Annotated in this window: 12 protein-coding genes and 1 other annotated feature (1 of these 13 cut by a window edge); of the genes, 7 read left to right on the top strand and 5 right to left on the bottom strand. The window is 38.0% G+C overall.

Annotated features, from left to right (window positions below; translation table 11 throughout):
- Positions 1–85: 85 nt before the first annotated feature.
- The 3 genes from AB9L17_RS17345 to AB9L17_RS17335 all read left to right on the top strand — a co-directional run bounded on the left by AB9L17_RS17345 (position 86) and on the right by AB9L17_RS17335 (position 3147).
- Entirely contained in the window at positions 86–1234 is a 1149-nt protein-coding gene (locus AB9L17_RS17345; RefSeq protein ID WP_223553585.1) for a cysteine desulfurase family protein, read from the top strand.
- Between the two features lie 44 nt (positions 1235–1278).
- A complete protein-coding gene (mnmA, locus tag AB9L17_RS17340; protein WP_068983713.1) occupies positions 1279–2403 on the top strand; it encodes a tRNA 2-thiouridine(34) synthase MnmA in 1125 nt (374 codons plus the stop codon).
- A gap of 84 nt (positions 2404–2487) precedes the next feature.
- Positions 2488–3147, top strand: coding sequence for a tetratricopeptide repeat protein (locus AB9L17_RS17335; RefSeq protein WP_068983712.1), 660 nt, complete (start codon positions 2488–2490; stop codon positions 3145–3147).
- A gap of 59 nt (positions 3148–3206) precedes the next feature.
- Here AB9L17_RS17335 and AB9L17_RS17330 read toward each other — a convergent pair whose 3' ends face one another.
- From AB9L17_RS17330 to AB9L17_RS17315, 4 genes are all read right to left on the bottom strand, one after another.
- On the bottom strand, positions 3207–3947 hold the full coding sequence (locus tag AB9L17_RS17330) for a GTP pyrophosphokinase (protein ID WP_068983711.1): 741 nt from the start codon (positions 3945–3947) through the stop codon (positions 3207–3209).
- A 584-nt stretch (positions 3948–4531) separates the two neighbouring features.
- Positions 4532–4819, bottom strand: coding sequence for a hypothetical protein (locus tag AB9L17_RS17325; protein ID WP_223553588.1), 288 nt, complete (start codon positions 4817–4819; stop codon positions 4532–4534).
- Positions 4816–5583 carry a phosphoribosylformimino-5-aminoimidazole carboxamide ribotide isomerase gene (hisA, locus tag AB9L17_RS17320; protein ID WP_068983708.1) on the bottom strand — a complete coding sequence of 256 codons (768 nt, stop codon included), beginning with the start codon at positions 5581–5583 and terminating at the stop codon, positions 4816–4818. The genes AB9L17_RS17325 and hisA overlap by 4 nt, the downstream gene beginning before the upstream one ends.
- Positions 5584–5720: 137 nt before the next feature.
- The gene (locus AB9L17_RS17315) at positions 5721–6239 is read right to left on the bottom strand and encodes a hypothetical protein (protein ID WP_375199535.1); all 519 of its coding nucleotides are present in this window, start codon (positions 6237–6239) and stop codon (positions 5721–5723) included.
- A 174-nt stretch (positions 6240–6413) separates the two neighbouring features.
- Between AB9L17_RS17315 and AB9L17_RS17310 the strand changes: the two genes are divergently transcribed.
- Positions 6414–8846 carry an ATP-dependent RecD-like DNA helicase gene (locus AB9L17_RS17310; protein WP_375199534.1) on the top strand — a complete coding sequence of 811 codons (2433 nt, stop codon included), beginning with the start codon at positions 6414–6416 and terminating at the stop codon, positions 8844–8846.
- A gap of 32 nt (positions 8847–8878) precedes the next feature.
- The gene (locus tag AB9L17_RS17305; RefSeq protein WP_375199533.1) at positions 8879–10603 is read left to right on the top strand and encodes a polysaccharide deacetylase family protein; all 1725 of its coding nucleotides are present in this window, start codon (positions 8879–8881) and stop codon (positions 10601–10603) included.
- Between the two features lie 59 nt (positions 10604–10662).
- Here the strand turns inward: AB9L17_RS17305 and AB9L17_RS17300 are convergent, their stop codons facing one another.
- Positions 10663–10851 (bottom strand): hypothetical protein, encoded by a 189-nt coding sequence (locus AB9L17_RS17300; protein ID WP_068983705.1) that lies wholly within the window; start codon positions 10849–10851, stop codon positions 10663–10665.
- A 347-nt stretch (positions 10852–11198) separates the two neighbouring features.
- Here AB9L17_RS17300 and hpaB point away from each other — a divergent pair, with 347 nt between their 5' ends.
- Positions 11199–12635: a 4-hydroxyphenylacetate 3-monooxygenase, oxygenase component gene (hpaB, locus tag AB9L17_RS17295; protein WP_223553594.1), complete on the top strand. Its 1437-nt coding sequence runs from the start codon at positions 11199–11201 to the stop codon at positions 12633–12635.
- A gap of 148 nt (positions 12636–12783) precedes the next feature.
- Positions 12784–12957 carry a CorA family divalent cation transporter gene (locus AB9L17_RS17290; protein ID WP_223553596.1) on the top strand — a complete coding sequence of 58 codons (174 nt, stop codon included), beginning with the start codon at positions 12784–12786 and terminating at the stop codon, positions 12955–12957.
- A 97-nt stretch (positions 12958–13054) separates the two neighbouring features.
- Positions 13055–13250: a binding site (T-box leader), on the top strand; it runs 19 nt beyond the window's last position.

Raw genomic sequence — 13250 nt, 5'->3', positions numbered from 1 at the left:
CTAAAGCACCGCTACCTAAGTTAACGCAATGTCGTATGGCAGGGAAACGGATCTTTAGCGCTTTTCGTACAAAGGAGTTTTCAACATGAATTCATATATTTATCTCGATCATGCAGCGTCTTCACCAATGAATGACCAAGTAATAGAAGCTATGACTACCGCAATGCAAAAGGTTTATGGAAATGCTTCAAGTATTCATGGGGCAGGTCGAGAGGCGCGCAAATATTTAGATGATGCTCGTGAAGAATTAGCCAAATCAATTGGTGCTCAACCTGGGGAAATTATTATAACAAGTGGCGGAACCGAGGCGGATAATACGGCTATTTTTGGCACTGTATATGCACGTGCTGCTGAAGGAAAGCACATAATTACCACACAAATTGAACATCACGCAGTGTTACATACGTGTGAGAAGCTTGAACGGGATGGCTTTGATGTGACATATTTGCCAGTTGATGAAAATGGACGTGTATCTGTAGAAGATGTGCGCAATGCATTACGTAAGGATACGATTTTAGTTACGATTATGTACGGCAATAATGAAGTTGGTACGATTCAACCGATTGCTGAAATTGGTGATTTATTACGTGAACATACGGCTACTTTCCATACGGATGCAGTTCAGGCATATGGCTTAGAGTCAATTAATGTTACTGATTTACATGTTGATTTACTAAGTGTTTCCGCACATAAAATTAATGGTCCTAAGGGAATTGGCTTCCTTTACCAAAAGGCAGGAACACCATTCACTAGTTATGCATTAGGTGGAGCGCATGAGAAAAAGCGCCGTGCTGGTACTGAAAATGTACCTGCAGTGATTGGCTTTGCGACTGCGGTGCGAATTGCAAATGAGTTGCGCGAAGAGAAGCGTGCGCTATACAATCGCTTTAAGAAAATAATGCTTGATGTGTTCATGCATGAAAAGCTAGCATTTCATGTGAATGGAGATATAGAAAATACACTTCCACACGTTTTAAATGTAAGTTTTTTTGGTATGGAAGTAGAGTCATTTCTAGTGAATCTTGATATGGCAGGTATTTGCGTTTCAAGTGGTTCGGCGTGCACTGCTGGCTCCATTGATCCATCACATGTTTTAGTTGCGATGTTTGGACAAGGGACAGAGGAATTACGTAACTCGATCCGCTTTAGCTTCGGTCAAGGTTTAACGGAAACTGATGTACAACATGCGGCTGAAAAAACAGCAGCGATTGTGAAAAGACTAGCGAAAAAATAATTTGTTAAAAATTGTATATTTGAATAAAAGAAAAGGTGACCATAATGAAAGAAACACGTGACCCCTCACAAATTCGTGTTGTTGTCGGCATGTCGGGTGGGGTAGATTCTTCGGTTGCTGCATATTTGCTAAAACAACAAGGATATGAAGTAATCGGGATATTTATGAAGAACTGGGATGACACAGACGAAAATGGCGTTTGTACAGCTACAGAAGACTATGATGATGTTATTAAAGTATGTAATCAAATAGGGATTCCGTACTATGCAGTAAATTTTGAAAAGCAATATTGGGATAAGGTTTTCACATACTTTTTAGAAGAATATAAAGCAGGGCGTACGCCAAATCCTGATGTTATGTGTAATAAGGAAATTAAGTTTAAAGCATTTTTAGAGCATGCGATGAATCTTGGCGCTGATTATTTAGCGACAGGTCACTATGCTCGAATCGATCGTAGTAGTGAAGGCGAAGTGAAAATGCTACGCGGTATAGATGAAAATAAAGATCAAACGTATTTCTTAAACCAATTATCACAGGAGCAATTAGCTCATGTAATGTTCCCAATTGGACATATTGAGAAAAAGGAAGTCCGTAAAATTGCGGAGGAAGCTGGATTAGCTACAGCAAAGAAAAAGGATTCAACAGGAATTTGCTTTATTGGAGAGCGTAATTTCAAAGAATTCCTAAGTCAATATTTACCTGCTCAACCTGGTAAGATGGAGACGATGGATGGCGTAGTAATGGGCCAGCATGACGGATTAATGTACTATACACTTGGTCAACGTCATGGTCTTGGAATTGGTGGAGATGGTGAGCCTTGGTTCGTGCTAGGGAAAGATTTGGAACGCAATGTGTTACTTGTTGGACAAGGTTTCCATCATGAGTCATTATATTCTACATCATTGACTGCTGTGAAAATGAACTATACTTCGACAAAAAAATTGCCCGGGAAATTTTCATGCACAGCAAAATTCCGTTATCGTCAAACAGATACACCAGTGGAAGTAGAAATTCTAGAGGATGGACGTACACATATTACGTTTGCTGAACCAGTACGTGCAATCACACCTGGACAAGCTGTTGTATTATATGACGGTGAAGAATGTTTAGGTGGCGGTACAATCGACGAAGTCTTTAAAAACAATGAAAAACTAACATATGTAGGATAATTCGCGAAAAGACTGCTTATATTGCCTTTCCTAAGGCGTATAGAATTTAGGCAGTCTTTCGCTACATAGAGGTGAACAAAAACAATGAATTTTAACGAGCAGGGCATACAAGCATTTCAAGAAAAGCGTTATGAGGATGCTGCACAACTTTTTACACAAGCAATTGAAGCAGAGCCTGAAAACGCAATTGGTTATGTGAATTTTGGAAATCTCTTGGCGGTGTTGGAGGATACTGAACGTGCAGAGCGTTTCTTTCAAAAAGCAATCACTGTTGATGAAACAGCAGCAACTGCTTATTATGGCTTAGCAAATTTATATTATAATGCGGAACGATATGCGGAAGCAGTAAAGCTTTATGAGCAAGCGTTAAAGCATAACATTGAGGGTGCAGATGTCTATTATATGATGGGCAAATGCTTTGAGCGAATGGAAAATCCCAAGCTTGCACTGCCATATTTACAACGAGCTTCAGAGCTTGCCCCAGAAGACACACAAATTCGTTTAGCATATGCAATTGTGCTATGTGCGTTAGAAATGTTTGAAGAGGGTAAGAAAGAATTAGACTATTTAATCGAGCAGGATTGGAATAACGCAGATGCACATTATAATTTAGGTGTACTTTATGCGGTGTCCACTGAACAATCAGAAGATGCCATGTACCACTTGAAACAAGCCTTTACATTACAGCCAGAATACGACCAAGCGCGTTATATTTATGATATGATTGCACAGAGATTTAACTAAAATAGCGAATAGTTGAAAAAGGATGCCGAAGTAATTCGGCATCCTTTTTTATCGTGAGATTAATCTCGATCATCTTCGGAAGAAAAATCAAGTGGTAGTTGAGATAAATATTGTGCTAATTGTACAATAGGCATTGCATCTAATGACGCCTCTGCTTCGTTCGCTTTTAAAATATTTATTTCTTCATTAAGTCGTTCCATTTTTCGATCCAGTTCTGCTGCTTGAAGAGCAGCTTCTTTCAATTCGAAACGGATATGTTCAGGTACTTCCTTGTTGTATTTGTAATAGATTTTATGTTCAAGACTAGCCCAGAAGTCCATTGCGATTGTACGGATTTGAATTTCGGTGTACACATTCTCTACACGGTCGGACATGAAAATTGGGATTTTTATTATAAGATGCAAGCTTTGATAGCCGTTTTCCTTTGGGAATTTAATATAATCCTTTACATCCACAACTTCAATATCATTTTGTGCCTGTAGCATCGCACTCACTTTATAAATATCCTCTACAAAGGAGCATGTGATTCGCACACCTGCAATATCACGAATGTTTTCACGAATCGCTTCGACAGAAGGCTCAAGGTTCTTTTTCTTGATCTTCAACAATATACTTTTTGGTGATTTTACTCGAGTTGATATATGTTCTATTGGGTTATATTCATGAATTAACTTAAACTCTTCTTGTAAAATATTTATTTTCGTTTCAATTTCTTGTAAGGCAAATCTATAGGATAAAAAGAAACGTTTTAATTCTGCTTGTAGATTTTTTAAAGTGGTTGCTTCGAGTTCATTTTTCATACTTCATTGAATCCTTTCTTTTACCAAGTAACATGAATGAAATTCTCTTGTTGTGATGTCATTAATAATAGCAAAAATAGCTTCTAAATAGAAATTTGTGCTCTAAACTATGTGTAGTATTCTTGTTTCAGGTTTATCACCAAAACGTGTGGTTGATTTCCGTTCCGACTGGGCGCTTCCCTGAGGGCGTCCGATGAGCCGCTTGGGGCAACACGATGTTGGTCACGAAGGCGTTATCACAGGACGTGATGCTTTTAGCCTTCGTTCCTCTGTTTGCTCGCTCCAGGGTCTCGGGCCTACAGATGTTTTTTGCGCGAAAGCGTAGTGTAACGAAGCGGTAGCAGAGGGTTTTGTTTGTGCGAAAGCGCAGCGACAGCAACAGCACCGATGTAGGTTACGAAGGCGTTATCACAGGACGTGATGCTCTTAGCTTTCGTTCCTCTACCGCTGATCCCCAAGGAGTCACCCAGCCTCCACTCCAATCAACTTATTTACATAGTATATGTTTTAACAAATGTCATCCACAACTTTTGGTGATGAGCCTTGTTTCAACTAAAAAAGGGGATTTTTAGTCCCCTTAGTTATTAAACGATAATTTCAGCATTTAAGTTGTATCGTTTATTAAATTCATCCACAAATATTTGTAAATCGATATAAGTACCAATATACGCTTCTGTTTCTTGATCTCGTAGGAAGCCGCATGTTGCCTTTAAAGATTTTGAAAACTCAAGCAGCATTTGTTCATTATCTAGCTGTATATGCAACGAAAGTGAATCATCCTTTGTATTTACCTTGAAATATTTACCATCTACAATGCGCTCTAAATTTGTTTCTCGAAAAGGAAATACAAAATCTTTATATATTAATTTCACAATACCCCGCCTTTTTTACAATGATTTACCACTTCTGAATACGGCAAGTCTCCACCGAAAATTGAAAGAGCGCTACCAATTGTAACATGAAGCTTACCATTTGCGATTTTTTTAAATTTCTTTAAGTCGTCTAGAGATCGGACGCCACCAGCATATGTTGTTGGAATTGTTGTCCAAGCGGCTAAATCGTGCACTAAGCTTTCCTGCATACCGCCTTTTTTTCCTTCTACATCAACAGCGTGAATAAGTAGTTCGTCACAGAAATTTTCGATATACGCAACAGACTCAGCATTTACTTCAAAATCACTAAACTTTGTCCATTTATCAGTAACAACAAACCACTTTCCATCACGCATACGGCAGCTTAAGTCGATGACAAGATGCTCTTTACCGATAGTCTGTACTAATTGCTTTAGTCGATCTAAATGGAGCTTACCATCATAGAATATAAATGATGTGACAATAACGTGGGAAGCGCCCGCATCAATATACTTTTTTGCATTTTCCGTCGTAATGCCGCCACCAACCTGTAAACCTTGAGGATATGCTGCAAGCGCTGCTAATGCGGCGTCTTCGTTTCCATCACCTAGCATAATGACGTGACCACCTGTTAAATGATCTTTGGCAAACATTTTTGCATAATAACTAGAGTCATGGTTTGAAATAAAGTTTTCGATGACTTCTTGATCAGTATGACCAAGAGTGCTGCCAACAATTTGTTTTACTTTGCCATCGTGTAAATCGATGCAAGGTCTAAATTCCAATAGCTTCACTATCCTTCCGTGCAACAAATTATCTATATCATAGCATGGAAAGGCTGATAATAGCGGCGAAATGTCATTTGTCAAAATAATGTTGAATTCATTCAGCGAATATTCTGATAGCTAATGCAAAATGCCAGCTAATAGAAGTCTGCCGCTTCTTCATCGAATAACCAAACATCTGTACCTGTCGCTACGCTTTCGGTACAAAAAACATCTGTACCTGTCGCTACGCTTTCGGTACAAAAAACATCTGTACCTGTCGCTACGCTTTCGGTACAAAAAACATCTGTACCTGTCGCTACGCTTTCGCACAGACAAAACCATGTTGCTGCCGCTACGCTTTCGCACAGACAAAACCATGTTGCTGCCGCTACGCTTTCGCACAGACAAAACCATGTTGCTGCCGCTACGCTTTCGCACAGACAAAACCATGTTGCTGCCGCTACGCTTTCGCACAGACAAAACCATGTTGCTGCCGCTACGCTTTCGCACAGACAAAACCATGTTGCTGCCGCTACGCTTTCGCACAGACAAAACCATGTTGCTGCTGCTATGCTTTCGCACAGACAAAACCGTGTTGCTGCCGCTACGCTTTCGCACAGACAAAACCGTGTTGCTGCCGCTACGGTGGCACTGCGCTTTCGCACAAAAAGCATTTGTTGGTCTAAAGCCTTTGCCAGATGTCACGGAATCGGAAAGGAGTTCCCGGTACGCAATTATGCCGAGGCATTATTGATTTAAATATAGTGAATTGTCTTTTTACACGATTTTTCTCATTATGCTGTGGTAAAATATAATGATTGAAATGAACACGAAAGGACGAATCGCAAATGGCAGAGAATCTTGATTTATTTGAACTAAATAAATTTTTTATACTCGGACGTCCAATCGTCTCTATCTTTCATAATGCACAAAATATGTATTCGATAGTTCGTGTGAAAATTCAAGAGACCAACTTACAGTATGAGGATAAGGAAATAATTGTTGTTGGATATTTTCCGCCGTTACAAATGGATGAACAATATCGTTTTACAGGTATAATGAAACAACATCCAAAATATGGTGTTCAATTTCAAATTGAGACGTTTACAAAAGAAGTGCCGGCAACAGAGCAAGGGATTATTCATTACTTATCGAGTGATTTGTTTGTTGGGATAGGAAAAAAAACTGCTGAAACAATCGTAGAGAAACTCGGGGCGAATGCGTTACGTCTTATTTTAGAGGATCCAAATGCGCTTGATGCTGTACCTCGACTATCTGCTGAAAAAAAAGAGGTTATCCATCGTACAATTGAACAAAATCTAGGCTTAGAACGAGTGATGATTCAACTTAATGAATGGGGTTTCGGACCACAGCTCGGCATGAAAATTTACCAAACATATCGAACAGAGGCAGTTGAATTATTAACTGAAAATCCATACCGCCTTATTGAAGATGTAGAGGGTGTGGGTTTCTTTCGTGCCGACGAGCTAGGTGCAAAATTAGGGATTACTGGCAATCATCCAGACCGTATTAAAGCGGCGATTTTACATACTCTAAATACAGCAGCTTTATCGGACGGGCATGTGTATTTAGATGCAGAACATGTTTTACCGCTAGTAAAAGATATTCTTGAGCAAAGCCAACGAGAAGAAATTCCTTTTGAGACCATTTCTAAAGCTTGCATCGAATTGCGTGAGGAAAGTAAAATTTGTGGGGAAGAGACGAGATTATATTTACCATCTCTATATTTCTCAGAAGTCGGAATTGCATCAAAAATATTAGCTTTAATCGAACGTAACAATAAGGCTGAACATTTTAGCAAAGACGAAATACGTAAAGCGATTGGCGAAACAGAAGAAATGCTCAATGTCACATATGCTGAAACACAAGCGAATGCTATTGAGCAAGCTTTAAACTCAGCTGTTATGATTTTAACTGGTGGTCCTGGTACTGGTAAAACAACTGTTGTTCGGGGTGTAGTAGAAGTGTATGCAAAGTTACATGGACTATCATTAAACCCGAAGGAATACGCACAAAAAGAAGAGCCATTTCCGATTATTTTATGTGCTCCAACAGGACGTGCTGCCAAGCGTTTATCGGAATCAACAGAACTTCCAGCAATGACAATTCATCGACTGCTAGGCTTTACTGGTCAGGAGAAAGAGGAAGAAACTGAACGTGAAGTTACAGGGAAACTCATTATTGTAGATGAAATGTCGATGGTCGATACTTGGCTCGCGCATCAATTATTAAAATCCTTGCATGAGGATGTGCAAGTTGTATTTGTTGGTGATCAGGATCAGCTCCCACCAGTAGGTCCAGGGCAGGTATTAAAGGACTTGTTAGCTTCCAAGCAAATACCTACTGTGGAATTAACAGAGGTTTATCGACAAGCAGAGGGCTCAACAATTATTGAACTTGCTCATCAAATTAAACGTGGTCAGATCACTAATGATTTAACTGTAAAAACCACTGACCGTTCATTTATTAAAGCCTCCTCAGATCAAGTAGCAAGCGTTGTTACACAGGTTGTGAAAAGTGCGGTTGCGAAAGGTCAAGAAATTCGTAATATCCAAGTGTTAGCACCAATGTACAAAGGTCCAGCAGGAATTGACAATTTAAATAAAATGATTCAGGAGCTAATTAATCCAAACGATACTGGTACTAGAAAAGAGCTTGTCTTTGGTGATGTCACATATCGCATAAAGGATAAAGTCTTACAACTTGTCAATCAACCTGAAAGCAATGTTTTTAATGGTGATATGGGTGAAGTCATCAGTATTATCAAGGCGAAGGAAACAATTGAGAAACAAGATTTGCTTGTTGTGTCATTCGATGGTATAGAAGTAACTTATCAGCGTAGTGATCTCAATCAATTGACACTTGCTTATTGTTGCTCTATTCATAAATCGCAAGGCTCTGAGTTCCAAACAGTTATTATGCCAGTTGTACGAGGCTATTCTAAAATGTTGCGTCGTAATTTATTATATACAGGTATTACGCGTGCAAAAAATTTCTTGATTTTATGTGGTGAGTCAGATGTGCTAGCAGATGGCTTACAACGTACGGATGATTTACAGCGCTTTACGTCCTTACGTGCAAGACTCAATCCAATGAATATAGCAGAGGAAGTTGCGGAAGATGAAACGATTCCTTTGAAAGACGATTTACAGAAAGAAAAACCATCCATTGACAGTAAACTAACGGTCGAAACGGAACCATATATCCATCCATTAATTGGAATGGATGGTATCTCGCCGTATGATTATTTAGATGAGTAAATGGTGATGAAAATTTTTATGAGGTGAATATATTGAAACGCATATTATTATTGCTTCTATTCATGATGCTATTACCTTTTGCAGAAAAAGCATATGCAAAAAATACCGTCATCCAAGTGAATGAGGAAGCAACTGTCTTTGATAATCGTTCAGGCTCACTAGTACCGGTGGGAACATTATCAGCAGAGCAAACTTTTGAAGTAACAAAAGATTACGGAGCAAATTGGTGGCAAATTCGTTGGGGTGGTTATTACGGTTATGTTGATAAACGTTACACAACGGTTGTACCAGTAACAACTTATAAAAATACAGTCCCAACAACTGTAAAGATAAAGGATTATATTGTCGCTACAAGTGATGCACCAATTTATGATAATACAGGTGATGAGCTAGTACAATTTGCAACATTGGCAGAAGGCGTGCGTTTTCCTATTTATAGTAGAATGGGGAATTGGTACGGTATTACTGTAAATGGACGATTAGGATTTGTACATAGTAAATTTGTTAAAGAAGAAACAGGCCAGGATCCAATAAATACAAAGCCCGAAAAGCCTACAAATCCTACAAATCCTACAAATCCTACAAATCCTACTGAAAAACCAACCCCGCCACCTAGTAAGCAAAATGGTTACATCGAAGCTTTAGAAAACGTAACTCTTTATGATTTCCGCCGTGAAAAACCAATGGCTATTGCTACGTTGATGAAAGGGCAACAGTTAGAGGTTGTAGATGCACAAGATCCAACATATGTAAAAGTTCGTTGGGGGAAATCATATATTTATGCAGAAAAATCAAAAGTGAAATTTATAAATACTCCTGCTTATAAAAATATGGGTAAGGACAATGCCATGAAAAATGAGTATCTTATCCCTATTTCTGCGAACAGTGAGATTTATGATTACACAGCAAAACCGTTAAAGCCATTTGCCAAGTTAGATTTAAATCGCCGTTATCCGATTTTGCGCAAAGAAGGTAGTTGGTACGTTACGGTGCTTGGTGGCCGTGAAGGATATATCCATAGCTCTAAAGTAGCGCTAGATCGCGGTGTCCCAGTAATGATGTATCATCATTTTCTAAAAGAGGATGAGCTTGGACGTTTTAAAAATGTAAGTACTACAATGACAGATGTTCAATTTACGAAAGAAATGCAGTTTTTGAAAAGTATGAAGTATGAAACTGTTAGTGCGGACGAATTATTACGTTTCATGCGCGATGAAATTACATTGCCTGCTTATTCAATTGTTTTGACTTTTGATGATGGTTTATTATCGACACGTGAATATGCATATCCGGTGCTCAAAGAAAATGGCTTTAAAGCTACACAGTTTTTAATTACGTACCGCAATGAAAATTCTAAAGATGACCAAATATTTAATTATAATGATTTACAGTCACTTTCACGTCAGGATATGACAAATATGCAAGATGTCTATACGTATGGATCACACACTTACAATTTACACGATTTAGTGGGGAATAAAGGCAAAATGCTCCTGATTCCATATCATGAGGTTGCTCAGGATTTACAGCGCAGTTTATCATATATTCCTGAGGCAAAGGCTTTTGCTTATCCGTTTGGGCAATATAATGCCAACATCATTAATGCGGTAAAGGAAGCGGGATTCACAATGGCGTTTTCAACAGCGCTTGGCTATAACAATCCGTACGATGATGTGTATCAAATTAAACGCTTGTCCAGTAATCAAACAACAACATTTGAGCAATTCCAAAAGATGGTTCTACCATATGCGCAATAAAAGACAAAACCCGATCAATTTGAATTGATCGGGTTTTGTCTTGATTATACCTATTTTGATTAGTGGATGCCAACTAGGTGATGTTTAACGACTTCATATGCTTGGCAAACATTTTTAAATTGATCTTTTTCTTTGGCAATCATTTCTGAAGCAATAGAAAATAAAAGATTTTCTTCAGTATGATCTTCCATTTTACTCATTAAAGCAGCTTCCATTTTCGCTACGTACGAGATGATTTGATGATTCATATATATGTTCTCCTTTAATAAAAAGATGTACTTGTTTTGGTTACGAAGCTATCTTACACCTACGTATATGAAAAATCTAGCAATCCTGTACTAGTCGAAGAAGGCTTTTTTATGAATGTGACATAAAATTGAACTCGATAGAAAAGTGCTAATTGAAAGCGTTTTTATCTAAAATAACTGAAAAATCGTGCAATGAAGGAGGGTTTCTATCTGTATTTATAAAGTAGTACAGTTTGGTGAAATCGATAATTTGATATAGTACAGTTGTCTGCGGAGGAACCTAATATTAGGCAATTTCATATACTAAATAAGTATAAAAACATTTGTAACGTTTAGGGGTGACTTTCATGCCAGTAATTACAGGGCAGCAATATATTGATCGTATTGACGCTTTACAAACGTATATTTATATTGATGGGAAAGTTGTCACAGGGAAGGTGTCGGAGCATCCAGCATTTAAGGGAGTTATGAAGAGTCAAGCAAGGCTTTTTGATTTACAAAATGAAAAGGAATTGCTTGAGAAAATGACATATGTGTCGCCAACAAGCAATAAGCGTGTAGGTATGTCTTTCCTTCAGGTGGCGACAGTCGAAGATCTTGTGAAAAGGCGTAATGCAGCACGGGAATGGGCATTATCCACTCAAGGTTTTATGGGAAGATGTCCTGATTACATGAATACAACATTAATGGCTTTAGCATCAGCAGCAGATTTTTTAAAAGATAAGCCAAACTGTTTTCCTAACCATTTACTGAATTTTTATGAGTATGCACGTGAGAATGATTTGACAATGACACATACTTTCATAGAGCCACAAGTAAATCGCAACCGATTTTATTTTGAGGATGACGAAGTTACAATTGCCGCTAAAATTGTAGATAATACAAATGAGGGATTAGTAATTAAAGGGGCAAGACTACTTGCGACGCAGGGAGGAATAACAGATGAGCTCCTTGTTTTATCAACGAATGGCTATGATGAAGGAAAAGGCTTTGGTTTCTCGATACCAAGTAATACGAAAGGTTTAAAATTTTTATGTAGACAGTCATTTGTTGGAGGGGAATCAGTTTTTGACCATCCATTAAGTAGTCGTTTCGAGGAAATGGATGCAATTGTAGTATTTGATAATGTTGTTGTCCCATGGGAACGCGTTTTTTATTATGGGAATGTAGAAGTTGCCAATAACTTTATGAACGTAAGTGGATTTCAAACATATGGTTTACATCAAGTTCTTTCACGTCAAATTGCCAAAACAGAATTTGTCTTAGGTGTTGTACAATCAATTGTTGATACAATCAGTATCGGCGATTACCAACATGTGCAGCAAAAAGTTGTTGATATTATTGTATCACTTGAAACGATGAAGGCTTTACTGTTAAAGTCTGAGATTGAGGCAAAAAAAGATGTTTTTGGCTTTATCAGACCTGATCATCCAACATTACTAGTAGCTATTCAGATTTTCCCTAAAGTATATCCGACCTTCACAGAAATAATTCAGTTACTTGGTGCGAGTGGGTTAATGTCCATTCCGAGTGAAAAAGCATTTGCAGCGGATGATGGTGATCTTGAACATTATTTACAGTCTTCTCAGGAGGGTGGAGAGGCGCGCGTCAAAAAATTCCGCTTAGCTTGGGATTTAACGATGAGTAGCTTTGGAACAAGACAAACACTGTATGAGCGCTTTTTCTTTGGTGACCCAGTTCGTGTAGCAACTGTACTTTATAAAACTTATGATAGGGAATCACTAGTTAATAGAGTGGAAACCTTTTTAAAAAATGAAAATTAGCTTTGAAAAAGAAATCGTTTAAAAATGTTAGTATTCTTTTTTTGACGGTTTCTTTATTTTGCATATGCGGTGGATTTGTCATGCGCTGATTTGTATGTATATAACTACAGTATTGTTCAATCCTTCTCAATGAATTAGAAGGGATAAAATGGTTAATCAACACACCTTTCATAATCTATTAACAGTAATTTCAACAATTATGTTGCCATTATCAGTGATTACAAGCTTTTTCGGAATGAATGTACCATTGCCATACCAAGATTTTCTAATTGCGACAATGACCATTAGTTTATTTTTTAGTCGTATTTCTTGGGGTATATAGGTTTATTTCAAAAAAATGGTTGCTTAGTTGCGATTAGTAATTATAGTGGTAATTGACAGAAGAAAATATTTTTTTTATAATTCTCGTTAGAAAATAGTAAAAAACGATGATGGAACAAGTACGTATTTGTGCGTGTAAAAGAAAGGGATTTCTAGGCTGAAAAAATCCTCACAATAGCAAATTCAGAAAGCTACTCCAGAGTGCAGTTAATCACTGCCGTTCACTGACGTTACAAGTGCTAAAGAGGTAAGTATACTATTACTTACAACTAGGGTGGTACCGCGAGATCAATT

It is taken from the genome of Lysinibacillus sp. RS11, from assembly GCF_042019215.1.
GTDB classification, from domain to species: Bacteria; Bacillota; Bacilli; order Bacillales_A; family Planococcaceae; genus Lysinibacillus; species Lysinibacillus xylanilyticus_A.
Note: the sequence above shows the minus strand (reverse complement) of the source record. Positions and strands in the feature narration are given on the sequence as shown.

Bases quoted from the DNA above. Each gene is read 5' to 3' on its own strand.
- AB9L17_RS17335 (WP_068983712.1), top strand. From the start codon at position 2,488: ATGAATTTTAACGAGCAGGGCATACAAGCATTTCAAGAAAAGCGTTAT.
- AB9L17_RS17345 (WP_223553585.1), top strand. From the start codon at position 86: ATGAATTCATATATTTATCTCGATCATGCAGCGTCTTCACCAATGAAT.
- AB9L17_RS17310 (WP_375199534.1), top strand. From the start codon at position 6,414: ATGGCAGAGAATCTTGATTTATTTGAACTAAATAAATTTTTTATACTC.
- AB9L17_RS17330 (WP_068983711.1), bottom strand. From the start codon at position 3,947: ATGAAAAATGAACTCGAAGCAACCACTTTAAAAAATCTACAAGCAGAA.
- AB9L17_RS17315 (WP_375199535.1), bottom strand. From the start codon at position 6,239: ATGCTTTTTGTGCGAAAGCGCAGTGCCACCGTAGCGGCAGCAACACGG.
- hpaB (WP_223553594.1), top strand. From the start codon at position 11,199: ATGCCAGTAATTACAGGGCAGCAATATATTGATCGTATTGACGCTTTA.
- AB9L17_RS17290 (WP_223553596.1), top strand. From the start codon at position 12,784: ATGGTTAATCAACACACCTTTCATAATCTATTAACAGTAATTTCAACA.
- AB9L17_RS17300 (WP_068983705.1), bottom strand. From the start codon at position 10,851: ATGAATCATCAAATCATCTCGTACGTAGCGAAAATGGAAGCTGCTTTA.
- mnmA (WP_068983713.1), top strand. From the start codon at position 1,279: ATGAAAGAAACACGTGACCCCTCACAAATTCGTGTTGTTGTCGGCATG.